The sequence below is a fragment of the Maricaulis sp. genome (genome assembly GCF_048270265.1).
Classification (GTDB): domain Bacteria; phylum Pseudomonadota; class Alphaproteobacteria; order Caulobacterales; family Maricaulaceae; genus Maricaulis.
In genome coordinates this window covers 102886-127922 of the sequence record NZ_JBLWTD010000003.1, presented here as the reverse complement: position 1 = coordinate 127922, position 25037 = coordinate 102886, and the positions used below count along the sequence as shown (strand labels likewise).

Genomic DNA, 25037 nt, shown 5'->3' with positions numbered 1-25037 from the left:
CTACTCCTGCCCGGCGGCGGCGAGCAGCCGGCGCAGGGTTTCATCATAGAGGCTGAACAGGTCATCAGCCCCTTCCGTTCCACCAACGGTGAAGGGCAGTTCCACAGCAGGAATGCCCGAGCGTTCGGCGATGAAATTGGTCGGACGGTCATCTTCATAGGCCGCACGGATCACCATGCGCACCGGTTGGGTCTGCAGCGTCTGGACCACTTCGGCGAGATGCCCGCTTGATGGCGGCACACCGGGCTGGGATTCCAGCACGGCAATACGGTCGAGGCCGAGCCACTCCTCCAGATAGACCCAGCTCTGATGCTGGGTCACGACCGGAAGTCCCCGCAGGGGTTCGGCCGCGGCCTCCCAGCGCAGCAAAGCCGCGTCCCAGCGTTCCAGAAAGTCTGAGAGCCGCGCCTGATACACCGCAGCATTGTCCGGATCGAGCTCGGCAAAGCGCTGCGCCAGGGCGCGGGCGACGAGCCCGATATTGTTGGGATCGGTCTGGATGTGCGGATTGCCGGGAGCATGGACATCCCCCTGGCTACGATCCAGCGAGGTCGGCACTTCCAGCATGGTGACGAAGCTGGTCGCCTCGAAATTCCCCGGCTGGCCTTCGGCGATGTCGCGATTGGCCGCCTGGCGCAGGACCTGTGGCAACCAGCCGATTTCCAGTGTCGCACCGGTGCAGATCAGGATATCGGCGCGGCGGGCCCGGGCGATCAGGGATGGCCGGGCCTGGATCTGGTGTGGATCCTGGCCGCCGGTCGTGGCGGTGTAGATATTGACATGATCACCGCCGAGCTCCTCGGACAGTGCCGCCCATTCCGGTTCGCAGGCAAAAACCCGCAAATCGGCGAAAGCGGGAACGGAGACGGCGAGGCTCAGCGCGGCGGCGAAGGCAGCGCCCGTGATGGTTCTACGCATGGTGCTTGGTCCTTCGATCAATAGCGGTGGGCGCTGTGCGGCCCGTAGATGACGGTGTATTGCAGCCGGAACTCATCATTCTCGATGGGGCCGGTCTCATCATGCGTGAATTGCGCCCGCAGACGACCGAACTCGCTGGTGTCGAATTCCAGCAGCGCAGTCACAGCCCAGGGATCGAGGCCATCGGCATCCAGCGCCGAACCGGCCAGCGCCGCCGGCACATTGTCCGGGCTCATCGCGGCATAGCGCAGACCGGCACTCCAGCGGCGGCGGAATTGGTACACCCCCTGGGCATACCAGCCGCTGCGGTCGAGATTGACCGCTACCGCGTCATAATCACCGTCCATCGTGTCGAAGAAATACTCGCCCGACAGGGTGAGGTTACGATCGCGGCGATTGCCGCCCGGTGCCCATTTGTAGACGAAGGACACAATCCCCAGCGTCTCACTGCCGGTGAACAGGCTGCCATCGATCTCGCGATCCTCGGCTTCGGCATTCATGTAGGAGGCCGAGGCGAGCCAGCTCGAGCTGTCGCCAATATCACCGCCGGTCCGTACCCAGACGGCCTGGGTGCCGGTGCCGCCATTGGCCGCTCCGCCAGCCGGGAAGCTGTCGCCCTTGTAGAGCTCGGCGCCGAATTCGACATACTGGTCCAGCGGGGCAAGCCAGCGCATCTGCACGCCGTCATCGCCATACTGGCCGCCGAGGAAGGCACGGTAGGGCAGCGGCTGGTCGGAGAAGGACCAGTTATGGCCGTGCACTTCATTGAGATAGCCGACACCGGAGAAGAGGCGCCCGCCACGCAAGGTCACGCCGCCGCCCAGAGCCGTGGTCTGGATATAGGCTTCTTCAACCTCGACCTCGCCTTCGGGGGTCAGGGCGAAGGTCAGATTGCCATACAGGGTCGGATCGATATTGGCGGTCAGGACCACCTCGGACTCACCCAGATTGAAGCCGCGCTCGGGACGGCCGGCCTCTTCGTCAAGCGCGAAGCCCGGCATGCCGACGCCATCGGGGTCCTCGCTGCTGGCCGTGTACTGGCCGTTGAGGACCACGGAGATGGCCGGATTGAAGGCATTATCGCCGGTGCGTGCCGGGCGTGACGCGGCCACCGTCTGGCGGGGTGCCGGAACGACCGCGGGGGCCGCCGCGACGGCGCGCTGGGCCGAATTGGCGGTCGCCTCGGCATTGGCCGCGCGGCTTTCCGCTTCGGCAAGGCGGGCCTCGAGTTCCGAAATCCGGGATTGGTATTCGCTCCGCATCGCGTCGATTTCGGCGCGGATGGACGACAGATCGTCGTCGGCGAAGGCAGGGCTACAAATACTCGTCAGGCCGGCAAGTGCGGCCGCATTCATTAGACGTCTCATGGACGGTCTCCATCAAAAGCTGGATTGGCCGCCATCGCTCGTGTCGGACGATGCGGCAGATCGGCAGTCAGGTGTGGAGTGAGATCGGTGGGCCGCGCACCCGCCAGGCGCCGTCTGGCACCGCGAGCGGAGGGGGCTGGTGAAGCACCGGGCGTGCCACCCTGGAAACCATAAAGGCCGCGGACAGGATGCCCTGTGACACCGGCAGGATCGAAACGGCACCGATGGAGGCATGACAGAGCTTGCATTGCGCCGCCGGGGCCGGATTGCCCGGCATGGGCGCATCAAAACCGGACTGCGCCATCAGGCTGGCGTGATCCTGCTCGAACTCCTGATAGTGCGCGTTGCGGTGCGCCATGGCCGCCGCGCCCTGCAGACTCATCAGCAAGACCACGACCAGGCCAAGGCCCAGCCGCCGCCAATCGGGCATGACTGCCGAATTGCGATGATGACTCTGCTGCAGGCGCATGAGCTTTTGTGACTCCCTCAGAGACAGAATGCCACTGATATAAGATAACGTCACATTACAGAACCGACAGGATGTCGCATGCCGGCCGCAAAAAGCCCGGCACGAGGGTGCCGGGCTGATTGTATGCGACACAGTCTTATGGAGGCTAGAAGCGCTTGGTGATACGGATTTCGGCCCCGACGCCCTCGAGATCGCCAAACTGGGCGAAGCCGCCAATCGTTGCCGAATAGCCGTTTTCCGTCTCGCTGCGGAAGCGGGCCCCCAGCACATACTCCTCTTCGATGCCGCGCCCGGCAATCGCGAAACTGTCCGGTCCGTTGAGGCCGGAGGCCGCGAAGCTCGGTGAGAAGGCCGCGACGGCATCGCCGGTATGGCGCACTCCGGTAGCGCTGACGGCGAACGAATTGCCGCCCCCCCATTGATGCTCGAAGCTGGCGCCATAGCCGTAAGAAACCCGGTCGAGCTCAATGCCCGGCATGGCGATGGCGGCGACGCCATCGGTGCCGATCTGATGCGCGGACTGATCATACCGGTCGGCGGCAATAACAAGATGCGGCCGGACAGCCCAGCCATGGTCGTTATAGCCATCCAGTGTCAGGCGCAACGCCCCGGCCAGCGTATTGAAATGTGTGCTGCCCGTCTGGGTCTGGCCAAGCCCGGCCGCCGGCGCGACGATCTCCATCCGCGTATCCTGCTGCCCCCGGCCCAGGGCCAGGCTGCCATCGAGATGGGCCTGCAGGCCTGTCGCTCCGGCATTCAGATCATAGCGGCCGAACAGGCCGTAGCGGAACATTTCCGTCGACACATGATCGTCATCAGCACCCGACAGCGCCGATTCCAGATCGGCATAACCGACCGCAAACCCGAAGCTGAACGCACCGGCCCGGAGGTCTGCGGTACCGAAGGCGAGTTCGAGGCCATTCGTGCTGTACTCGATATTGACGCCGCCATTGCCCTGCTCATAGCCGGCCAGTTGCAGCGATCCCCAGACATGGGCCTTGTCCTCGCTTGAGGACCAGTCCGGCAGGGCATTGTCGAGCGAGGCAACCTGGACCGGTTGCGGCCCGCGCGCAGGTGCACCATTGCGGTCCATCAGGCCCGTCAGGAACAGGAACTGGGATGTGCGGGCGACCTGGATCCCGGCATCAATGATTTCCGGATTGAGCTGTTCCAGGGTTTCCGCAAGCAGCGGCCCGTCCGAGATTCCTGCGACGGCATAGCCGAAGTCAGAAAAATCATCATTGTCCGGCAGCGCCGCCAATTGGTCTATCAGGGCATCGGCAATGCTGATCTGGTTGGGGGTCAGCCCGTCTATGGTCCCGGCATCAGCAAAGACCGTGACGAGATTCACGTCGAAACCGGCCCGGTCATATTCGAGCACTTGCGACGCCAGCAGGGACTGGTCGAGCAGGCCTGTCACGCTGTCGAAACTGCCCGCGAGCCCGGTGCTGGCGTCGATCAGTGTGACCGGGGCACCGAAGGCTCCGTATTGCCGCAGGACCAGCTCGCCCGCGAGTGTGACATCACCCGATACCGCGAGCCGGTCATTCCATTGCCCTGAGGCGCTGAGATCCAGCGTCAGATCGCCCGTCGCTGCCTGGGTGAAATCACCGTCAATACCGAAACGGCCAACACCGCCCGCATTGATCCCCAGGCTGCCGGCATTGGTAAGATTGCCGATCAGGCTCGCATCAGCGCCGGTTTCAAGCCCGGCACCGGCGTCGATCATGACGTCCCGGGAGGCCAGCGTCCCCATCAGGTAATTCTCACCGGCGTGGAAATGGGTCTCGATCAGGCCCTGGTGCAGCCCGTCCAGCACATAGCCGCCGCCGAAGAAGTGGTAGAGTTCGAAATCGGCAAACACGTCCGCCGCCGGGTCCCCGGAATTGGTGATCCACACGCCCGGGCCGCTGAAGTTCAGCCTGTCGGTGCCGTCGCCGCCGCGCGCGACACCGAAGCTGCCACCGTCATAATTGAGAACGTCTTCGCCATCACCGAGCAGGATGGCGCCATTGACCGCGCTGCCCGCCGCCAGGGTGACCACATCAGCGCCATGGCCGGTACCGATATGCCCATTGACGGTGCCCAGAATATTGAGCGTGTCATTTGAGGTGCTGGCGCTGGTATCGGTGCCGGTCAGAATGCCCCAGACGCCGCCGGTCACGATCTGGCCGGCGCGGATAACGAGATCCGTGCCCTCAACCGTCTCGGTCCATATGCCGTAGCTGCCGCCGGTGATGTCGCCGCCAGCATCGATGGCCAGCTCACCGGCCAGGTTCTCCGCGCGCACCCCGATGGTGCTGCCCGTGACGTCGCCGGTCGTCGTGATGGATAGCCCGCCGCTGCCGGCATTATAGGCGCTGATGGCGACACCATTATCAGCCGTCACCGCGGCGGCGTTGATCGAGAGCGAGCCCGTTGGAGACAGATTGGCGGCGACGATGCCTGCGTCCTGGCCAGCCACATCTCCGGCTACATTCACCGACAACGCCCCGGAACCGGTGCCGGCATAGGCCGTAACCGCAGAACCGGCGAGCGCCGTCACGCTGGCAAGGGTGATCGAAGCATCCCCCGAGCCCAGATGTGAAACCGCGATACCCGCTCCCGATGTCGAGGTGAGGTTGCCAGCGGTGATCGACAGATCTGCCGCCCCGGTGCCGGTCTGCGCCAGAACACCCGTGCCGCTGCCGGCATTGACGTCGGCCGCATTGATTACAAGGTCGCCCCTGCCGTCATTGAGGACCGCGATGCCGTTCACCCCACCGGAAACCGTACCGTTCGCGGTCAGGGTGAGGTCGCTTCCGCCCGTTCCATTGAAGGCCGAGATGCCATTCCAGTCCGAGCCGGTGACTGTTTCGGTCGTGATGACCAATCCGCCCAGGCCGTGGTTCACACCCTGGACACCGGTCCACCCACTGGTGATCTCGCCTGTCGCCACAATGGTCAGATCGGTGCCTGCAGCAGAATTGCTGGCAAATATCCCGAATTCACCGCCGGAGACGGCAGCCGCATTGATCGTCAGCGCACCGCTGCCGGAATTGAAGGCCTCGATCCCGTCATCGGCGCCGCTCACCAGGCCCGTTGCCGTCACCGAGAGATCGGTGCCGGCGGCAGTGTTCCCGGCCACAATGCCGTCAACAGCTGTGCCGGTTACGGCGGCTGTCGTTGCGCTCAGTGCGCCGCTGCCATCATTCCAGGCGAGCACACCGTTGATGCCTCCCGTGACCGTTCCGCTTGTTGCAATGGAAAGATCGGTCCCGGCGCTGGAATTGGTGGCCACGACGCCTTGTTGGCCACCCGTAATGGCCGCCGCAGTGATGGAAAGCGCGCCGCTGCCGAGATTCGCGGCGTAAACGCCAAAGGCGCTGCCGGTGATCTCGCCGCTTGCTGTCACGGTCAGATCGGTGCCTGCAGCGGAATTGCTGGCATGGATCCCGTGGGTCCCGCCAGTGACGGCGGCCACATTGATTGTCAGCGCACCGCTGCCGTAATTGAAGGCGTCGAGCCCGCCTGCTGCACCGGTCACCAGACCCGTCGCGGTCACCGAGAGATCGGTGCCGGCGGCACTGTTGACGGCAGAGATCCCGTCTGTGCCCGCGCCGGTAACCGCTGCGGACGTGATACCCAGGGCTCCGGTGCCATAATTGCGGGCATAAATGCCTGCATCGCTGCCGGAAACCGGGCCGGTCGCCGTGATGGTCAGGTCGGTGCCGGCAAGGCTGTTCAGGGCCAGGATGCCCTGACCGTCCGCGCCGGTGACTGCGGCTGTGGTGATGCTCAGCGCGCCGCTGCCATCATTCCGGGCCGACACGCCGTCATCGCCCGCCGTGATCGCTCCGCTCGTGGTAATGGAAAGGTCGGTCCCGGCGCTGGAATTATAGGCGAAGACGCCATCTTCACCGCCCGAAATGGCCGCCGCATTGATGGACAGCGCGCCGCTGCCGAAATTGGTGGCGTAAACGCCAAAATCGCCCCCGGTGACCGTGCCGCTCGCCGTGATGGTCAGATCGGTGCCGGCAAGATTGGTGGCGTAGATGCCATCCCCGTCCGCACCGGTGACGGCCGTCGCCGAAAGGTTCAGTTCGCCGGAGCCCTCGCTTCGGGCCCGGATGCCGTCGGAGCCGCCGCTGATCGCACCCGTGGCGACCAGGGTCAGATCGGTACCGACATCATCATTGATGGCCCAAATGCCCATTGTCGTGGTGCCGGTAACAGCCCCCGTCGCCAGACGCAGCGCGCCGGTGCCGCTGTTTCGGGCGAAAATGCCATTATCACCGCCGCTGATGGCACCGCTCGCCGTGATGGTGATACCCGTGCCGATCAGAGCATTGCGGGCATAGACCCCGTCACCTGTCGCGCCTGTGACCGCGCCGAGATCCAGGGTCAGATCTCCGGTGCCGGTGTGGTGCGCATCGACGCCATCTTCACCGCCCGAGACCAGACCGCTCGCCAAGATCGTCATCCCGGTGCCGTTCGCGCCGGAGACGGCGCTAATTCCGTCAGCCTCCGTGGCGGTAACATCCGCTGCCGTGATGCTCAGCGCGCCGCTGCCAGCCCCCTGAGCCCGAATGCCAAAGCGACGACCGGTGACCGTGCCGGTTGCGGAGACCGTCAAGTCGGTTCCCGCCGTACCGCTGTAGGCGTAAATGCCCGCGGTGTCCGTGCCGGCAACGTCCACTGCGGTAATGCTCAGCGCGCCCGTACCACTGTTTCGGGCCCCGATCCCGACTTCACCCCCGGTGATCGCGCCGGTCGCCGTAATCCTGAGATCGGTACCGAAGTTCGCTGCGTAAATTCCATAGTGGGTCGTGCCATTGGTGGCCCCAGCCGTGATGCTCAGCGCGCCGCGACCCAGATTCATGGCAAAAATGCCGGACAATCCACCCTCGACCGGGCCGGTTGCCGTGATCGTGAGTTCGTCTGCGCCCGCGCCGTTGCGTGCTTCGATGCCATAACGTGCCTGACCGGTGACTGCCGCCGAACTGATGTTCAGCGAGCCGGTGCCGGTATTTGACGCCGCGATGCCGGTTGTCCCACCTGTGGTCGGGCCGCTGGCCGTGATGGTGAGGTCGGTGCCGACACTGAGCGCTACGATGCCGGCACCTGCGGTTCCGGTGACCGCATCGGCTGTGATAGTAAGCGGACCGGTACCGAGATTGCCAGTCTCGATCCCGTAATTCGCGCCGCTGACCAGACCTGTCGCGGCCACCGACAAACCGGTGCCGGTCGCGGCATTGAATGCATATATGCCGCTGGCGCCCGCGCCAGTTACGGCGGCCGTCGTAACACTCAGGGCGCCGGTGCCATAATTGCGGGTGTAGATGCCGCTACTACCGCCGGAGACCGCGCCGCTCGCGGTGATGGTGAGGCCGCCGCCGGCGGCAGCATTGACGGCTCGGATACCATCACCGCCGGCTGTGACGGCCGCAGCATTGATCGCCAGGACGCCGGTGCCGAGATGCTCGACATCAATGCCGTTGCCCGCACCTGAAACCGTACCGCTCGCGGCAATCGACACCCCGGTGCTCGTCGCGGCGGTGCGCGCATAGATGCCATAATCCGTCGTGCCGGTAACGTCCGCGGCCGTAATGTTCAGCGCGCCTGTGCCATCATTCGTGGCGCGAATGCCGGCAAAGCTACCGGTGACCGGACCGCTCGCCGTGATATCCAGGTCGGTCGCTGTCGCACCATTCGAAGCAAAAATGCCGGAAAACCCTGTACCGGTGACGGCCCCGTCCGTCGTGATGCTCAGCGCGCCGGTGCCGCTATTGATGGCGCGAACACCATCGACACCACCCGAGACGGCGCCATTCGCCGTGATGGTCAGATCCGTGCCCGAGCCATTATTGGCGGAGATTCCGTAATTGCCCGTACCGGTGACGTCCGCAGCCGTGATGATCAAGGCGGCACTGCCCAGATTCGAGGCCCAGATGCCCGTCTCACCGCCCGAGACCGTGCCGGTCGCCGAGACGGTCAGGTCGGTGGTGGAGCCGGCATTATTCTGGGCGTGGATACCTTCGATGGCCGCGCCCGACACGGTGCCTGCGGTGACGGTTACCCGGCCTGACCCGACTGCCCGGATACCGTAATCGGCGCCGCTGACGGCGCCGTGGGCGGTAATGATGAGATCGCCGTCAACAGCCGAATTGAAGGCGCGAATTCCATCCCCCGCCAGGCCGGTGACCGCCGAGGTCGTGGTGATATTCAGCGCGCCGATGCCGTAATTTCCGGCGAGGATGCCGGTATTGCCGGCGGTGACGGTGCCGCCCGCGCTGATATCGACATCGGTGCCGTTCACGCCACTGAAGACGTTGATCCCGTCACCCGCCGCAGTGATGGCAGCGGTATCGATCGTCACTGAGCCAATGCCGTAGTGATCGACCTCAATCCCGTCCTCGCCACCGGTTATCAGGCCCGAGGCGTAGATCGAGATATCATCGCCGATCCCGGTGTCGCTGACCCGGATCGCGTCACCGGTCGTGCCGGTGACAGTGCCGAGATTCAGAGTCACATCGCCGTTGCCGGCATGGTGCACATCGATGGCATTGTCGGCGCCAGCGACGGTACCGCTCGCGGAAATCGTCAGCCCGGTAGTGGTCGCGGCGGTGCGGGCATAGATGCCATCAGCTGTCATGCCGGTGACGTCCGCAGCGGCAATGTTTAGCCTGCCAGTGCCCCCGTTCGAGGCGCGAATGCCGTACTGATTGCCCGCGATATCGCCGTGCGCCGCAATGGTGAGATCGCTGCCGCCTCCGGTCTGTTGCATGAACACGCCATCGGTCGTGCCCGTAATGCTTGAACCGGCTGCGGTCAGGTTAAGGGTGAGCCCGTCGGCACCGGTCATGCTGACGCCGGCGCCAGCAATGTTCAGGACGGTCGTCGGGGTCACCGGCGAGCCAATATTAATCGTCAGATCATCAACCGTCGTGGTGATGCCGTCGATGGTGGCCGGGCTGGCCGTAACGCAATCGATCGTATCGCCGGCCGTCGCAGGTGTCGGCGTGCAGCCCGCCGGCACGGCCTGGCCGAGCGCCATCGCAGGGAGAAGGGAGGCCAGAACACCGGCAGAGGCACTGACCAGAAAGGCCTGGGCAAGGCGCGAACGCCCATAGGAACGACCAGCGAGCGGGCGCCCGGCACTCGAAACAACACAATCACTCATACTCACAGGAATCCCCCCTGTACGCAGGCAAAGAGTCCCCAAGACAATCCCCTGCACGCTGTAACTGTAGCCCAAAACGTCCGCTTTTGAAAACACCACTCCAGGAAACGGAGTGCAATAGGCGCGCCATTTTCCTGTTCGCTGAATCAGGCCCGCCACCCGGGACGGGACATCGCGGGCCGTTCTGGACGATGCCATGTGCGGGCCGGAACCAGGCTGCGCGGCAAAACTTGACGCCCCCGCCAAACTCGAGGCGGAATAAGCACCAGAAGGAGCGCCCGCAATCCGGCGTGGTCGCCAACCAAACACAGGGCGGATCCGTTTTGAGCCAGAAAGACACTCCTGTTCCGACTGTGGCAGCGGGGACGGGAGCCGAAGTCGCGACCAACGCTCGTGAAACCGCCAAGCCTGCGGCCGATGCGCCGGACACGATCGAGCCCGTCACCGAGACTCCCGCCGACCAGGCTACCGCAGCGGTTCCCGCGAAGGTTGATATCAGTTTCTCACGAGGGCTGGCGCCGTTTCTGGCCGCCAATGCGATCTCGATCGCCTTCACGTCCTATCAAAGCGGACGGCTCTATCTGATCGGCCATGGTCCGGACGGGAAACTCTCGCTGCACGAGGCGCTCTACCCGCAGGCCATGGGTGTCGCCGGCGATATGAACCGCATCTATCTCGGCACCCTGACCTCGATCGTGCGGATGGAAAACGTCCTCGCGCCGGGCCTGCTGGCCAACAAGGCTCACGACAAGGTCTATGTGCCGCGCAATATCCAGACCACCGGCGATATCGATATCCACGAAATCGGCATCCGCGAGAATGGCAGGATTGTTTTCGTCAATACGCGCTATTCCTGCCTGTGCGAACCGAGCCTCACCCATAGTTTCAAGCCGATCTGGAAGCCCGATTTCATCTCCAAGATCGCGCCGGAAGATCGCTGCCATCTCAATGGCTTGGCCATGGTCGATGGACGTCCGAAATATGTCAGCGCCGTCAGCCGCTCCGACGCCGTCGATGGCTGGCGCGACCGGCGCCACGATGGCGGCGTGCTGATCGATGTCGAGACCAACGAGATCATGGCCGAAGGTCTGTCCATGCCGCATTCGCCGCGCTGGCATGACGGCAGGCTCTGGGTCCTGAATTCCGGCACCGGCGAACTGGGCCATATCGATCCAGCCACCAAGGCCTTCATCCCCGTCGCCTTCTGCCCCGGCTTCCTGCGCGGGCTCGGCTTCCATAATGGCCATGCCATTGTGACGCTCTCGAAGCCCCGCCATGGCCGGTTCGAAGGCCTGGCGCTCGACGACAGGCTCAAGGAAAAGGATGTCGATGCCTGGTGCGGCGTGCAGGTGATCTCGCTCGCCACCGGCGATGTCGTGCAATGGCTGCGGCTGGATGGCGGTATCAGCGAATTGTTCGATACCTGCGTCCTGCCGGCCGTCGCCAATCCGCTGACCCTCGGCCCCAACTCCCAGGAGATCCGGGACTTCATCACCATTGAAACGCCGGACTGGGCAACATCAGCCTGACGCCGCCCGATCCGGCCTGATCAGACTTTTGATGTGCGACGCCTGGAATTGTCGCGGGATGGCGCGGTCTGCCCGGCCGCAAAACCGAGCAGGAATTGCTGCACACCTCGCCTGATATTCGCGAGGCTATAGCCGCCCTCCTGGACGATCAGGGTCTTGTATTTTTCCTGGCCGATCGCTTCAGCAATGCGGTGCATCCCCTCCGGTGTGATGAAGAAATTGCCCGTCGGATCGCCCTTCATGATGTCGACGCCAAGGCTGACCACCAGATAGTCCGGTGCAAAGGCCCTGATGCGCCGCAGCGCCCGTCCGAGCACGGTGAGATAGCCGGCATCATCGACGCCGGGCCGGATCGGGTAATTGCGGTTGAAGCCGAGCCCGGCATCGCGGCCGCGCTCATCCTCGAAACCGGCGAAGAAGGGGTAGCAATCCTCCGGATGGCCGTGGATCGAGACGGTGAGGACATCATCGCGCTCGTAGAAGATATCCTGGGTGCCATTGCCGTGATGATGGTCGATATCGAGCACCGCGACGCGAGCCGGCCTGGCCGTCTTGCCGGCGGCCTTGCCCTGGCCTGACAAATGGTGCGCGGCAATCGAGGCATTGTTGAAATAGCAAAACCCGCCAAAGGCCCGCCGCTCGGCATGATGCCCCGGCGGCCGCACCACGACATAGGCCCAGGGGCTGGTGCCGTCCCTGAGCAGTTTGGCACCACTCAGGGCCGCATCAACGGCACGGCGGGCGGCCGGATAGACGGCGCGGGTCAGCGGCGTTGAGGTGTCGATACAGAAATACCCGGCCCGCATGTCGAAATTGCGCGGCAGGCGGTCGGCATGGCGGATCGGGAATATCTCCGGATAGACGATGCGCCCTTCGGGAATACGGGTCGCGGTCTCCTCGAGAAATTTCACCATGCGATGGTCATGCACCTCGAGGATATGCTCCAGCCCCCAGCGGCCGGCCTCGTGATCATTGACCGGCAGGCCTTCCAGCGCCTTGCGCACCGCAGCGACGCGGGCCGGGCGCTCATAATAGCCCTTGAAGGGCGAGTGCTCGATCGAGGGTGCTTCGTCGGCGGTGATGACGACATCGATCGGGCGCGCCAGAACCGGCAATTTCTTCGGGCGCAGATTGGTGTATTGCGGCGGCCGGATCCGCACCGGTTCGTCCTTGATCGAAGCCAGCAGCTCGACCAGCACCGGATCGTCGGCGGCCATGCCATTCTTGGCCTGCATGATACGGGAAATGACGGCTTTCAGCGTGCGGCGGTGGAGCGGTTTTTCATCGCCCATCCCGTCATGCAGCAGCATATTGGCATCGCCCATATTCGACTTCGTGACCAGGCGCTCATAGCCGGTACCGAGCACCGGCCGCGCGCCGAGCCGCTCGTAAAAGGCCATGCGCCTGCGGCCATCGGCGAGGAGCCCGTGTTCATTGAGCAATTCGGCCTCGTCGGGGAGGCTGTCGAGAAAAAGCCGCTTCGAGCCGCGCTTGCGCTGATCCTCGCGCGTCATCTCATACAGCGCCCCGCCAATCCCGCGCGAGGCGCGCGCCGGATCGCTGGCGATATAGTCGAAATAGGAGACCTTGATATCGGCAAAAAAGAATGTGACGGAGAAGCCGAGCACCTTGCCGGCCTTCGTGGCGCAGAGCAGAATGACCTCGCAATCGGGCGGGTATTCTCCGGCGGAATAGCGGGCGATTTTTTCGATATAGGCGGCATTGAACGGGAAGGTCTTCAGGAATACCTCCTGCATGCCTTCCAGGTGGCGCTGATAGTCCGGATCGATGCCCGCTATCACCCGCACGAATTTCAGCATTGAAGTGATCCGTGTCGCAAGGTGCCAGTCCGATGCTCACTGGCGTCCCGCACGCGGAAACATCCCGATCGGCCTGTCGGGCAAGGGATAAGCCTGCCCGTCACTGGAGTCTCAAATCGCATGACCGAAAGCAAGCAGGAAGTTTCACGGCGCTACGACCTTTTTCCCACACCGGTGATGAGCTGGGAGCATGATCGGCCCGATCTCAATGCGGCGCTGAAACAGGCACTGATCGACGATCCCTTCTATCGCAGCGCCGACCAGGCCCAGAAATCCGACTCGATCAATCTGTGCGATCTCTCCGACAAGGTCCCCGCCTTCAGGCAGCTGGAGGCGCAGGCGCTCGCTGACCTCACCGAATATTGCCGCCAGATCGGCTGGATCGGTGAGTTCGATGTCGAGATGCAGATGTTCGCCAATGTCTCGGCCGCGCGCCACTACGTGCCCTCGCACAATCATGTCGCCCATATCGCCTCGGTCTATTACGTCGCCACGCCGCCGACCGAGAAACCGGTGCTGCAGGCCGAGACGGCGATGAAGGGCTATTGGCAGCCGCCCGAGGGCGCGCTGATCCTGCATGATCCACGCTTCAACGCCTCGCTGATGGGCGGCTGGCAATTCCACGCCCATGTCCATCCGCGCCCCGGCCTGATGATCATGTTTCCGGCCTTTGTCTGGCACGAGGTCGTGCCGCATTTCCAGAGCGAGCCGCGCCTGTCGATCGCGGTGAATTTCACCCTCACCTATCGCAATGTCGACCAGGCCCAGAAGCTCACACGGCTGACCGTCGACCCGGCCTGACGGGGCCGTCCGCGACGTCATGGATTGTCCCGCCCGATATTATGTCATAGTGTCTGCCACAATAATGATCTGACAGAGATAACGGGACGGGGAAGCCATGCGGGCGAGAACAAGCGGAATTCTGGCCGGGCTGTGCCTGCTCGGCTCGCTCATGGCGACGCCTGCACTGCTGGCGCAACAGGAGCCGGTCGAGCCCGCCGGGCGCCCGAATTTTGTGCTCGTGCTGGTCGATGACGCCGCCTACATGGATTTCGGGATCTATGGCGGCGAGGCGCGCACGCCGGTGATCGACCGGCTGGCTCGGCGCGGCGTGATGTTTTCCAACTACCATTCCTCGCCGCTCTGCGCGCCCTCGCGGGCGATGCTTCTGACCGGTCTCGACAATCACCGCACCGGCCTGGCGACGATTCCCGAAGTCCTGCCGCCGGAACATCGCGGCCAGCCGGGCTATGGCATGGATCTCGAACCGGGCGTCGTCACTGTCGCCGACCGGCTGCAGGCGGCCGGATATCGCACCTATATGACCGGCAAATGGCATCTCGGCCATGGCGAGGGCGCGCTGCCCGACGCCCATGGTTTCGACCGTTCCTTCGTGCTCGACGCCTCCGGCGCCGACAATTGGGACGAGACGCCCTACATGCCCTATTACCGCACCGCCGACTGGTTCGAGGACGGGCAGCGCACGCATCTGCCGGACGAGTTCTATTCCTCTGAATTTCTCGTCGACCGGATGATCGACTATATCGACACCGATGCCGGCAGCGACGACCCGTTCTTCGCCTATCTCGCTTTCCAGGCGATCCACATCCCGGTCCAGGCCCCGCGCGAATTCACCGATAATTATGCGGGGACCTATCAGGCCGGATGGGAGACCTTGCGGCAGGCCCGCACCCTGCGGGCGATCAATCTGGGCCTGATACCGGAATCGACAGAAGCCATGCCTCTGCCGGACACGATGCGCGCCTGGTCTGACCTGTCCGCGGCTGATCGCGAACTCTATGCCCGCTCGATGGCGGTCAATGCCGGCATGCTCGAGGCAATGGACCACCATCTCGGACGCCTGGTCGAGCATCTCGAGGCCACGGGCCAGTTCGACAATACCATTTTCATCGTCACCTCCGACAATGGTCCGGAACCCAGCAATCCGGTCGCCGAACTCGGCTTCACGACCTGGATGAACCTGCACGGCTATAGCCGCGAGGTCGAAAACCTGGGCGAGAGGGGCAGCTATGCCTTCATCGGCCCCGAATGGGCCATGGCCGCCGCGGCACCCTTCAACCTGTTCAAATTCTACGCTTCCGAAGGCGGCCTGCGCGTCCCCTTCCTGGTCGCCGGTCCGGGAATCGAAGCCGGTCGCAGCAGCGGCGCCGCCGGCTATGTCACCGATGTCACGCCAACCATACTGGACCTGGCCGGGCTCTCCCACGCCACGGAGGAGCTGACCGGCCGCAGCCTGCGCGGCGTCATCTCCGGCGAGGCCGAGATCGCCTACCAGCCCCATGACGCGGTCGGTTTCGAGGTCTCCGGCAATTCGGCCCTGTTCCGGGGTGACTACAAACTGGTCCGCAACATGCCGCCCTGGGGCGATGGCAGCTGGCAGTTGTTCGATCTCTCGGTGGATCCGGGCGAAACCCGTGACCTGGCCGGCGAGCGCCCGGAGATTCTCGCCAGCATGCGGGCGGACTACCATGTCTATGCAGCGACAAACGGCGTTCTCGATCTGCCGGAGGATTATGACATCCACAGCCAGATCTCGATCAATGCGTTCAAACGGCAGCTCGAATTCTACGGCTGGCAATTCGCGCTGGTGCTTGTCTTTGGTATCGGGCTGATCACGGGCGGTATCCGCTGGTGGCTCAGCCGCCGGCCTCGATAGGCACCGGTCCTGCATCAGGCCCGGTGTCGAAGATCGCCAGCGCCGCGGCCAGCATCACCTCGGCCGCAGCCTCGGGGGACAGGCCCTGGTCGGCGCGCAACCGGCGCCAGAAGTCAAAACAGGTTGTCGCCGACAGGGCCTCGAAGGTTTTCGGGTCCAGGGCATCGTCCGGATTGACGGCAGCAGCCAGGCGCTCGCGCTCCGTGGCGACCAGGAAGGCGTGATCACCCTGCAAGGCCGGCGAGCCATGACGCCGGGCTTCGGCCGCGAGGCGGAAGGGCGTCATGTCCTCGAACATCGAGGCGCGATTTCTTACCACCCGCTGCAGGCGCTCGCGCCGGTCCGGCGTCGACAGGTCGAGCCGGGCCCGGGGCAGGAATTCACGGTGTACGGCGTGGATGATTTCCCGGTTGAGAGATTCCATATCCTGGAAACAGCGAAACACCGTGCGCGGGCTGACTTCCGCACGCTCGGCGACCGCATGCGCACTCGGCGAAACCACACCGCTCCGGACCAGTTCCAGCAAGGCCGTCACAATACGGGCGCGGCTCGCAGCGCGTCTGCGCTTGCGGCCATCGGTCGACAGGCCTGCAGGAACGGGATCGGTTGTGGTCACACAGCGCTCCGCATTTTCCAGCGGCCGAGCAACAGGACCAGCATCAGGCCGAAATCGGTGACGAACAGGGGCGCCGCCGCCAGCCCGCCCGCATCAAGCGCCATGCCGATGATCCGGCCACCGAGCAGCAACATCACCCAGATGATCGGAATCATCAGCTTGTTGCCGTCACCGGCAATCGCCGCCCGCGCGACAAGACCGCCGATCAGGAGCAGCGAGGCGCCAGCATCGCCGCGCAGGAAATTGATGCCCACGGCGCTTTCCGCGCTCAGGCCAAGCGGCTCCATCGGCACGCCGGGCACGAACAGGAAACCGGCGCCCAGCGAAAGAAGGACGAGGGCGGACAGAGCGACGAGGGCTCTCAGGACAAGCTGCATGTTCAATTCCGATCTTCGGGTTTGCATCCATCGCAAACAATTGACGCATAGTGTGACATATCATACCGTCACTTGAAACCACCGGCCTTGTCAAATGCCGGGACAGGGAGCGGGACATGATCGACCTCTACACATCAGCCACCCCGAATGGCTGGAAGGCCTCGGTAGCGCTGGAAGAACTGGGCCTGCCCTACACGGTCCACGCCATCGACCTGATGCAGGGCGAGCAAAAGACCCCCGAATTTCTCGCCATGAACCCAAATGGCCGTATTCCGGTCATTCTTGATCGCGACGCGGATGATTTCACCGTGTTCGAAAGCGGCGCGATCATGATCTATCTCGCCGAAAAGACCGGCAGACTCCTGCCTGCTGACCCGAAAGGGCGCTCGCGCGTCATCCAGTGGCTGATGTTCCAGATGGGCGGCCTGGGTCCGATGATGGGCCAGGCGAATGTCTTCTACCGCTACATGCCGGAAAAGATCGACATCGCGATCAAGCGCTACCAGGGCGAGACGGCCCGCCTGCTTGGCGTACTCGATGGCCAGCTGGAGAAGCATGAATATCTCGCCGGTGAATACTCGATCGCCGACATCGCCAACTGGTGCTGGGCGCGCACCGCCGCCTGGTCGGGCGTCGAGCTGGCACCCTTCACCCATGTGCAACGCTGGATCGACCAGATCGCGCAACGTCCCGCCGCGGCAGCCGGCATCCGCGTCCCCTATGACCTCGCGGAGATGCTCGCGAAGACGAAGGGCGCCGAAAGCGCCGCCGAGACCTTCGCGAAAAATGCGCGCTCGATCGTCAATACCGGCGAGGATCGGAGCTAGGCCATGACCAAACGTCTCTGGATCCCGCTTCTCGTCTTCGTCGGTGTGCTAGGCGCCGCCTACGGAACCTTCCTGCACTACCGGATCGCAATTCCCGGCATCATCAACCGCCTTCGTGACCCGATCATGGAGACCCAGCCGGTGGTGTGGGAGCAGGGTCCGCAGATACCGGCTGCAGCGGCGTCCGAGCGCCAGCCCAACATCATTGTCATCCTGGTCGATGATCTGGGGATCAACGATATTTCCACCTTCGGCGGCGGCGTCGCCGGTGGCTTGCTGCAAACGCCGAATATCGACGCCCTCGCCGCGCGCGGCGCCATTTTCACCAATGGCTATGCCGGCAATGCGACGTGTGCGCCCTCGCGGGCAGCGATCATGACCGGCCGTTTCGCGACCCGGTTCGGCTTCGAATTCACGCCCGCCCCGGTCGCCTTCCACCGGCTGCTCGGCTCGTTCGACTACGGCCCGCAAGAGGCCGTCTACCACGCCGATCGCGAAAGCCAGACCATCCCTCTTGATGAGCAGGGCCTGCCATCAAGCGAGATCACCATGGCCGAGCTCCTGCGTGACCAGGGCTACCACACCATGTTCTTCGGCAAGTGGCATCTGGGCGCGGCGGAAGCCTTCCGGCCGCAAAACCAGGGTTTCGACGAATGGCTGGGCTTCCTGCCCGGCGCGGCCCTGTTCATGGATGTCGACGATCCCGAGGTCGTCAATTCGATCCATGATTTCGATCCGATCGACCAGTTCATCTGGCCCAATCTCGACTTTGCCGTCCGTCACAATGGCGGCCCGCGCTTCCATCCCGATCAATACATGACCGATTATCTCGCCGACAACGCGGTCGCGGCGATCGAAGCCAATGCCAACCGGCCCTTCTTCATGTATTTCGCGCTCAATGCGCCGCACACACCGCTGCAGGCCCTGCGCTCTGATTATGATGCCTTGCCGCAGATCGAGGATCATCGCCTTCGCGTCTATGCCGCAATGATCCGGGCGGCGGATCGCGCCGTCGGCGAGATCACTGCGGCGCTGGAAGAACAGGGTCTGGCCGACAATACGCTGATCCTCTTCTCCAGCGATAATGGGGGCGCCAGCTATATCGGCTTCCCGGAAATCAACGCCCCCTATCGCGGCTGGAAGGCCACCTTCTTCGAGGGCGGCATTCGTGTGCCGATGTTCCTGAGCTGGCCGTCCCGGATTCCCGCAGGGTCCATCGCCGATGCCCCGGCAACCCATGTCGACATCTTCGCCACCGCGGCCACGGCGGCGGGCGCGCCCCTGCCGCAGGACCGGACGATGGACGGTGTCGACCTCCTGCCCTTGATCGGCGCCGATGCGGCGTCAACGGCGGGCCGTGACCTGTTCTGGCGCTCGGACCGCTACCGCGTCCTGCTGCGCGACGGCTGGAAATTGCAGATTTCAGAACTTCCGCCCCGGAGCTGGCTGTTCAATCTCAACGAGGACCCGACCGAGCAGGTCAATCTCGCAGAGCGCGAACCGGAACGCCTTGCTGTTCTGACAGCGGCCCTGAATGCGCTCGACGCAGAGCAGACTGAACCCATCTGGCCAAGCCTGGTGGCCCCGCCAGTCTATATCGACCGCAATATCCTGGAAGTGAAAACCGAAGACGATGAATTCATCAATTGGGCGAATTAAGGGGTGGGGATGCGGGTCTGGCTGAGACGACAAGTCTATCGCGCGCTGACGAGTACGGATCGGCGCGAACGCCGGCGCAAGCGCGCTGAAGCGAAGCGCCAACGCCTCGGCGAGCCGCATCACGTCCACTATTTCCATCGCCCGGCCGACCCGGTCTGCGCCTTGATGGCACCTCTGGCCGCGGCATTGTGTGACCGTTTCGACATCGAACTCACAGTGCATCTCGCCGCGCCGCCCGCGGCTGACGTCAATCCCGACCCCGACCGGTTGCCCGGCCACGCACGCCGCGACTCGGCCGCCCTCGCCGGCCAATACGATCTGCCCTTCATTGATCCCGGCCACGAACCGGACGCGGAACTCGCAGCGCGCGCCGCCCGGATCATTGCGTCAGCCCTGGGCAATGGCGATGCCATCCAGGCGGCCACCGCAACCGGCGAGGCATTATGGCGCCGGGACGAAGCCGGCATGACGGCCGCAGCCGCCGGTTTTGGCGAGGCGGGCGAAAAAGTCACGGTGCAAGCCACGGAACGCGGCACGGCCCTGCGCGATCAGCTCGGTCATTTCCAGAGCGGCACCCTGTACTATGCCGGCGAATGGTATTGGGGCGCCGACCGGCTGCACTATCTCGAGACCCGCCTGGCCGAACTCGGCGCGAGCCGCACCAGCGAGGCGCCGGCATCGCTTGCCCCGCCGCTGCTGGAAAGCCAGGCAAGCGGCGATTGCGACGGCGCCGTGCTGGACATCTATCCCTCACTGCGCAGCCCCTACACCTATCTGGCCATAGAGCGCGCCTTCGCACTTGCCGATCGCTGGAATGCGCGGGCCGAGATCCGCTTCGTGTTGCCAATGGTGATGCGAAGCCTGCCGGTACCGCGCCGCAAGGGCGTGTATTTCATGCTCGACGCGAAGCGCGAGGCTGAACGTCTGGGCCTGCCGTTTGGCGATGTCTGTGACCCGCTCGGACGCCCGACCGAGCGTGGCCTTGCCGTCCTGCACCATGCGATGCAACAGGGCGAGGCCGAGGGTCGCGCCTTCCTGCTCAGCTTCCTGCGCGGCGTCTGGGCCGAGGGCATCGATGCCGGCTCCGATCGCGGCCTGCGCCGGCTGGTGGAGCGTGCCGGTCTGGAGTGGGGCGCTGCCAAGGCAGCACTCGAAGATGAAAGCTGGCGCGAGGTTGCCGAAGCCAATCGCGAACGCCTGCTCGGACTGGATTTGTGGGGCGTGCCCTCCTTCCACACCGGCGAGGTCGCCGTCTGGGGGCAGGACCGTCTCTGGCAGATCGAGGACGAACTCTCTCGCCAGGCGGTGCCGCGGGCGATGGAACTGCGCCAATGACCCTGCTCAAGCGCGCCCTGTTCGCCATCCTGGCCCTCGCCCTCGTCCTCGCAGGCCTGGCCGCTATTTTCCAGACCCGTCTGGCAACAGCGCTGTATGAGCGGCGTGTGGACCGCCAGATGTCGCTCGACCGGATCGGCACCCTGCCCGACGGCCTGCACCTGGCCTTTTGCGGCACCGGTTCGCCCCTGCCCGACCCGTCCCGGGCGCCGAGCTGCGCCGTCGTTATCGCCGGCGACCGCTTGTTCGTCGTCGATTCCGGCGCCGGTTCGGTCGGAAACCTGCTGCTCATGGGCATACCGGCCGGCGAGATCGAGGCGGTCCTGCTGACGCATTTTCACTCCGACCATATCGGCGGCTTGGGCGATCTCGCCCTGCAGCGCTGGATCGGGACCGGGCATACAGACCCCCTGCCGGTCATGGGTCCGGCGGGCGTCGATGATATCATTGCCGGCTTCAACCAGGCCTATGCCCGGGATGCGACCTACCGCACCGGCCATCACGGCGAGGCCATTGCCCCGCCCTCCGGCTTCGGCATGATCGCGCTACCTTTCGAGACAACCGGTTTTGAACAGACAGCGCCGGTAAAACTGCTGGAAAATGGCGGGCTCACAATCTGGGCTGTCGCCGTCGACCACGATCCGGCAGGCCCCGCCGTGGCCTATCGCTTCGACTATCAGGGCCGCTCGCTAGTCATGAGCGGTGATCTGGTGGCCGACAACTCGCCCGGCTTCCAGGCTCTCGCGGCAGCGTCAGACCTGCTCGTCGTGGAGGCCCTGCAACCCCGCCTTCTGGACATCATCAATGAGGGCGCGCAACGGCGCGGCAATGACCGGCTCGACACGATCATGACCGATATCCGCGATTACCATACGACACCGGAACAGGCGGCGGCGGCAGCGCAAATGGCGCAGGCCCGCGCGCTGGTGCTCAATCATGTCGTGCCCGCCGTGCCGACCCGCAGCCTCAATGCCGCCTTCCTGGGCGAGGCCGGCACCGCTTTTTCCGGGCCGATCCGCGTCGCCGAGGATGGCATGGTCGTCAGCCTTCCGGCGGGCGATGACAGCGTTTCTTTCCAGAGCTGGCGTTGAGACGGGAGAGCGGATGATGCAGGTCTGGAAACTGGGCGCCGCCGCAGCGCTGCTGGCATCGGGCGGTGTAGCCACGGCCTTCTTGCTACCGCACCGCGAGGCCGTGTCGTCCGCGGCACCGACCCACCAATGTGACAGCATCCCCGCCGATGACCGCGTCCATGTTCCGGCCGGCCGGTACGAGATCGGTGCACCGCGCCAGTATCGCGAAGAGACCGGGCCGATACAGGTGGAAACGGCTGGCTTCTGGATCGACCGGCATGAGGTCACCAACGCCCAGTTCGCCCGCTTCGTGGCGGAGACCGGCTATGTCACCATCGCGGAAAGGGACCCGGACCCGGCCGCCTATCCCGGGATTGACCCGGCCGCTCTGGTGGCGGGCTCCGCCGTGTTCGGGGTCAGCGCCGGCCAGGGCTATTGGTGGAGCTTCCTTCCCGGTGCCTCCTGGCGCGCGCCCTATGGGCCGGGCAGTTCGATCGACGGGCTGGACAGCTATCCGGTCGTTCACATCGCCTATGCCGACGCCCTCGCCTATGCGCACTGGGCTGGCGGCGAACTGCCGAGTGAAGCCGAGTGGGAGATCGCGGCGCGGGCGGGGGCGGCGGGCCATGAATTCGAATGGGGCGATGAGTTCCGTCCGGATGGAGAGTGGCGCGCCAATAGCTGGCAGGGCCCCTTTCCGGCGATCGACACCGGCGATGACGGCTTCGCCGGTCTGGCGCCGGTGGGGTGTTACCAGCCCAATGATCTCGGCCTGGTCGACATGACCGGCAATGTCTGGGAATGGACCTCTAGCCCGTTCAGCGCCGACCCGGCGACCGGAACCATCCGCGGCGGCTCCTATCTGTGCGCGCCGAATTTCTGCGCCCGCTTCCGCCCTGCCGCCCGGCAGGCCCAGGAGTGGGACTTCTCCGCCTCACATATCGGCTTTCGCACCATCAGCCGCGATCCGGCCCCCGGGCAACCCTGATCGCCGCAGCTCAGTCCGTCGATCCGGACGCTGCCGGCGGGACCAGCGGAGCGAATTCGGCCGTCCGTTTCTCGGCCCGGGCAACCAGCGCCTCGCCGACCTCGGCAGGGGAGAACATGCCGGCATTCCAGTTGGCGATGAATTTCAGGCCGTCGGCAATCGCCGCATCGCGCGCATTCTGGAGGCTGCGCTTGATCCCCGCCGTCATCAGCGGAGATTTGGCCGCAATGGTTTTGGCAATCTCGAGCGCCCGGGCCCGGCACGCCTCATCACTGGCCTCCACGGAGGCAACCAGTCCATATCGCGCCGCCTCCTCGGCCGGCATGCGCCGCCCCGTCAGCGCCATATCGCACATCACGCCATAGGGCAGGGCATGAACGCCGCGTTGCAGGCTGCCGAGATCGGCCACGATGCCGATATTGCTCTCCTCGATGCCGAAACTGGCATTCCGGGAACAGACCCGGATATCGCAGGCCAGGGCCAGATCCAGACCGCCGCCCAGGCAGGCCCCCTGGATGGCTACCACGACAGCGAAATCTGTCTGCTCCAGGCGGGTCAGGGCCTCTTGCAGGACCAGAAGGTTGGCGCGAAAGCGAAAACGGTCATGCGGACTATCGCTGCCGCCAAGCGCCGTGAAGGCATCGGTATCCATGCCGGAACAGAAATGCCGCCCCTCCGCCTCGATCAGCAGAACGCGGGTCTGGCCGGCACGATCGAGGGCATCAATCGCCGCCGGAAAGGTTTGCCAGAAAGCCGCCCCCAGCGCATTGGCCCGCTCCGGACGCGTGAAGGTGAGGCGGGCGATTGGCCCGTCCTGGACGATTAAAAACGGCTCGGACATCTATTCACTCCGGCAGGGTTGCTTGGATCTGGCGTCACCATAGCAGGCCGAAACCGGTCACGGGAAACCGCCAGCCGCAGCAATCACCTGCCGCAAGGCGATGGCCGGACCGGCCGCATAACGAAATCACCCCGCACCGGCAGACGCCGGGCGGGGTGTTGTACTTCGACACTCAAGGACGATGAGGTCAGTCGGCCGCGCGTGGCGAGCCGGAATCGGCGACCTGCTGCTCGAGCGCAACCAGACGGGTGTTGAGTTGCTCGATATAGATGTGAGCGACTTCAAGCTCGTGCAGGATTCCGCCGACCTTCTCGGTCACGTTGAAAGGCTGATCCGGGCTGGTCGGCCCGACGGCGTCCAGATACCGGTTTTCCCACATCGATGCGGCGTGGTCCTCGATCGAGGCAACCTGGAAATACTCCGGATCATACGTGCGGTCACAAGGGCCAGGATTACAGGTCGGCCCGACGGTCGTCAGACCGGTCGCATCAATCGTCGCCCACACGTCATTGGGGCCGGTGAAGCGAATATCGGTATCGTTGAAAATCATCTGGGTGAGCCTGGAGTCACCCGCGGCATTCATGGCAACGATCCGCCGGTTCGGACTGTCGGCTTCGAGACGAATTTGCACGCCGCCACCGTCATTACTGGTGAGGTGGAGGAATTTCGTGCCGTTACCGCTGAAGCTGGCCAGCGAACCTTCGGTGGAGCGCACATCCAAGACAGCCTGGTTGGGATCGGTCGTCCCCATACCGACATGGCCGGTGGATTCCAGATACATGGTGTTCGACGGCGTGTTGGGCTCCACGCGGATCGGCATACGGCTGCCGTGAGTCAAATCACGAAGAAAGAAGTTTGCTTCGTTGCCGCCAAGGTCCCAGGTCTGCGCCGTGAATCCGGAGGTGCCGTTCTGCTCCAGCCGCAGGGTCGGCGTATTGCCGGAGACGGTATGAAGGTTGACGACGGGGGTGGATGTCCCGATCCCGACATTGCCGGAACTCGCTACGTAGAGCGAGCTGGCCGGAGCACCGGCGACAACGCGGAAGGGGATGCGGCCTGCGGTCGAATCTTCAATGGCAAAATAATTTGCGCCGCCATTGGCCGAATCATTGGCTACCAGGCGCCAGTCATTGTTCGGGAATGATGACGAGACACTCGTGTCATCGAAATGGAGACGAAGGTTGTTCTCTTTCAGCCGGAGCGTGTCAAAGCCGAAATTCTCGCCATTGTTACAGTCCGTGCCGACACAGAGGCTAAAGGTGATGATGACATCGTCCAGATGCTGGATATCAGCTGACGCCTGGCCAGCCATGCCCATCAGGGCGGCGGCCGCAATCGCGGCGGTACTCGTCGTGTTCAAGAATTTCAACATCGTCATC

General features: G+C 64.3%; 17 protein-coding genes. 8 read left to right on the top strand and 9 right to left on the bottom strand.

Annotated features, from left to right (window positions below):
• The 4 genes from ACN0YF_RS02835 to ACN0YF_RS02820 form a co-directional block, all read right to left on the bottom strand.
• Nucleotides 1-918, bottom strand: a complete 918-nt coding sequence (locus ACN0YF_RS02835) for a metal ABC transporter substrate-binding protein (protein ID WP_417493272.1) — start codon at nucleotides 916-918, stop codon at nucleotides 1-3.
• Between the two features lie 17 nt (nucleotides 919-935).
• Complete coding sequence (locus ACN0YF_RS02830; RefSeq protein ID WP_417493271.1) at nucleotides 936-2285, bottom strand: carbohydrate porin; 1350 nt, start codon at nucleotides 2283-2285, stop codon at nucleotides 936-938.
• Between the two features lie 67 nt (nucleotides 2286-2352).
• On the bottom strand, nucleotides 2353-2754 hold the full coding sequence (locus ACN0YF_RS02825; protein WP_417493270.1) for a hypothetical protein: 402 nt from the start codon (nucleotides 2752-2754) through the stop codon (nucleotides 2353-2355).
• A gap of 145 nt (nucleotides 2755-2899) precedes the next feature.
• Nucleotides 2900-9916, bottom strand: coding sequence for a hypothetical protein (locus ACN0YF_RS02820; protein WP_417493269.1), 7017 nt, complete (start codon nucleotides 9914-9916; stop codon nucleotides 2900-2902).
• A 323-nt stretch (nucleotides 9917-10239) separates the two neighbouring features.
• On the opposite strand from ACN0YF_RS02820, the gene ACN0YF_RS02815 reads away from it, so the two are divergent.
• Nucleotides 10240-11445, top strand: a complete 1206-nt coding sequence (locus tag ACN0YF_RS02815; RefSeq protein WP_417493268.1) for a TIGR03032 family protein — start codon at nucleotides 10240-10242, stop codon at nucleotides 11443-11445.
• Nucleotides 11446-11465: 20 nt separating this feature from the next.
• Here the strand turns inward: ACN0YF_RS02815 and ACN0YF_RS02810 are convergent, their stop codons facing one another.
• Nucleotides 11466-13265 carry a histone deacetylase family protein gene (locus tag ACN0YF_RS02810; RefSeq protein WP_417493267.1) on the bottom strand — a complete coding sequence of 600 codons (1800 nt, stop codon included), beginning with the start codon at nucleotides 13263-13265 and terminating at the stop codon, nucleotides 11466-11468.
• 120 nt (nucleotides 13266-13385) lie between these two features.
• Between ACN0YF_RS02810 and ACN0YF_RS02805 the strand changes: the two genes are divergently transcribed.
• Nucleotides 13386-14066: a putative 2OG-Fe(II) oxygenase gene (locus ACN0YF_RS02805; RefSeq protein WP_417482439.1), complete on the top strand. Its 681-nt coding sequence runs from the start codon at nucleotides 13386-13388 to the stop codon at nucleotides 14064-14066.
• Between the two features lie 97 nt (nucleotides 14067-14163).
• Nucleotides 14164-15942 (top strand): arylsulfatase, encoded by a 1779-nt coding sequence (locus ACN0YF_RS02800; RefSeq protein WP_417493266.1) that lies wholly within the window; start codon nucleotides 14164-14166, stop codon nucleotides 15940-15942.
• Here ACN0YF_RS02800 and ACN0YF_RS02795 read toward each other — a convergent pair.
• Both ACN0YF_RS02795 and ACN0YF_RS02790 read right to left on the bottom strand, forming a co-directional pair.
• Nucleotides 15923-16558, bottom strand: coding sequence for a TetR/AcrR family transcriptional regulator (locus ACN0YF_RS02795; RefSeq protein ID WP_417493265.1), 636 nt, complete (start codon nucleotides 16556-16558; stop codon nucleotides 15923-15925). The two genes, ACN0YF_RS02800 and ACN0YF_RS02795, sit on opposite strands and share 20 nt — an antisense overlap.
• A complete protein-coding gene (locus ACN0YF_RS02790; RefSeq protein WP_417482436.1) occupies nucleotides 16555-16935 on the bottom strand; it encodes a hypothetical protein in 381 nt (126 codons plus the stop codon). The genes ACN0YF_RS02795 and ACN0YF_RS02790 overlap by 4 nt, the downstream gene beginning before the upstream one ends.
• A gap of 116 nt (nucleotides 16936-17051) precedes the next feature.
• On the opposite strand from ACN0YF_RS02790, the gene ACN0YF_RS02785 reads away from it, so the two are divergent.
• From ACN0YF_RS02785 to ACN0YF_RS02765, 5 genes are read left to right on the top strand one after another with little or no spacing between them, the layout of a single operon-like run.
• On the top strand, nucleotides 17052-17762 hold the full coding sequence (locus ACN0YF_RS02785; protein ID WP_417482435.1) for a glutathione S-transferase family protein: 711 nt from the start codon (nucleotides 17052-17054) through the stop codon (nucleotides 17760-17762).
• 3 nt (nucleotides 17763-17765) lie between these two features.
• Nucleotides 17766-19421 carry a sulfatase-like hydrolase/transferase gene (locus ACN0YF_RS02780; protein WP_417493264.1) on the top strand — a complete coding sequence of 552 codons (1656 nt, stop codon included), beginning with the start codon at nucleotides 17766-17768 and terminating at the stop codon, nucleotides 19419-19421.
• Between the two features lie 9 nt (nucleotides 19422-19430).
• Complete coding sequence (locus tag ACN0YF_RS02775) at nucleotides 19431-20756, top strand: DsbA family protein (RefSeq protein WP_417493263.1); 1326 nt, start codon at nucleotides 19431-19433, stop codon at nucleotides 20754-20756.
• Nucleotides 20753-21847 (top strand): MBL fold metallo-hydrolase, encoded by a 1095-nt coding sequence (locus ACN0YF_RS02770; RefSeq protein WP_417493262.1) that lies wholly within the window; start codon nucleotides 20753-20755, stop codon nucleotides 21845-21847. The genes ACN0YF_RS02775 and ACN0YF_RS02770 overlap by 4 nt, the downstream gene beginning before the upstream one ends.
• Before the next feature lie 13 nt (nucleotides 21848-21860).
• A complete protein-coding gene (locus tag ACN0YF_RS02765; protein WP_417493261.1) occupies nucleotides 21861-22817 on the top strand; it encodes an SUMF1/EgtB/PvdO family nonheme iron enzyme in 957 nt (318 codons plus the stop codon).
• 10 nt (nucleotides 22818-22827) lie between these two features.
• On the opposite strand, the gene ACN0YF_RS02760 is transcribed toward ACN0YF_RS02765, so the two are convergent.
• Nucleotides 22828-23658 (bottom strand): enoyl-CoA hydratase-related protein, encoded by an 831-nt coding sequence (locus ACN0YF_RS02760; RefSeq protein WP_417493260.1) that lies wholly within the window; start codon nucleotides 23656-23658, stop codon nucleotides 22828-22830.
• 187 nt (nucleotides 23659-23845) lie between these two features.
• A complete protein-coding gene (locus ACN0YF_RS02755; RefSeq protein WP_417493259.1) occupies nucleotides 23846-24976 on the bottom strand; it encodes a hypothetical protein in 1131 nt (376 codons plus the stop codon).
• Nucleotides 24977-25037: the final 61 nt, after the last annotated feature.

Coding starts and splice junctions, on each gene's coding strand:
- ACN0YF_RS02775 (WP_417493263.1), top strand. CDS start 19,431: ATGCGGGTCTGGCTGAGACGACAAGTCTATCGCGCGCTGACGAGTACG.
- ACN0YF_RS02835 (WP_417493272.1), bottom strand. CDS start 918: ATGCGTAGAACCATCACGGGCGCTGCCTTCGCCGCCGCGCTGAGCCTC.
- ACN0YF_RS02765 (WP_417493261.1), top strand. CDS start 21,861: ATGATGCAGGTCTGGAAACTGGGCGCCGCCGCAGCGCTGCTGGCATCG.
- ACN0YF_RS02790 (WP_417482436.1), bottom strand. CDS start 16,935: ATGCAGCTTGTCCTGAGAGCCCTCGTCGCTCTGTCCGCCCTCGTCCTT.
- ACN0YF_RS02810 (WP_417493267.1), bottom strand. CDS start 13,265: ATGCTGAAATTCGTGCGGGTGATAGCGGGCATCGATCCGGACTATCAG.
- ACN0YF_RS02780 (WP_417493264.1), top strand. CDS start 17,766: ATGACCAAACGTCTCTGGATCCCGCTTCTCGTCTTCGTCGGTGTGCTA.
- ACN0YF_RS02770 (WP_417493262.1), top strand. CDS start 20,753: ATGACCCTGCTCAAGCGCGCCCTGTTCGCCATCCTGGCCCTCGCCCTC.
- ACN0YF_RS02755 (WP_417493259.1), bottom strand. CDS start 24,976: ATGGGCATGGCTGGCCAGGCGTCAGCTGATATCCAGCATCTGGACGAT.
- ACN0YF_RS02785 (WP_417482435.1), top strand. CDS start 17,052: ATGATCGACCTCTACACATCAGCCACCCCGAATGGCTGGAAGGCCTCG.
- ACN0YF_RS02820 (WP_417493269.1), bottom strand. CDS start 9,916: ATGAGTGATTGTGTTGTTTCGAGTGCCGGGCGCCCGCTCGCTGGTCGT.
- ACN0YF_RS02760 (WP_417493260.1), bottom strand. CDS start 23,658: ATGTCCGAGCCGTTTTTAATCGTCCAGGACGGGCCAATCGCCCGCCTC.
- ACN0YF_RS02830 (WP_417493271.1), bottom strand. CDS start 2,285: ATGAGACGTCTAATGAATGCGGCCGCACTTGCCGGCCTGACGAGTATT.
- ACN0YF_RS02805 (WP_417482439.1), top strand. CDS start 13,386: ATGACCGAAAGCAAGCAGGAAGTTTCACGGCGCTACGACCTTTTTCCC.
- ACN0YF_RS02800 (WP_417493266.1), top strand. CDS start 14,164: ATGCGGGCGAGAACAAGCGGAATTCTGGCCGGGCTGTGCCTGCTCGGC.
- ACN0YF_RS02825 (WP_417493270.1), bottom strand. CDS start 2,754: ATGCGCCTGCAGCAGAGTCATCATCGCAATTCGGCAGTCATGCCCGAT.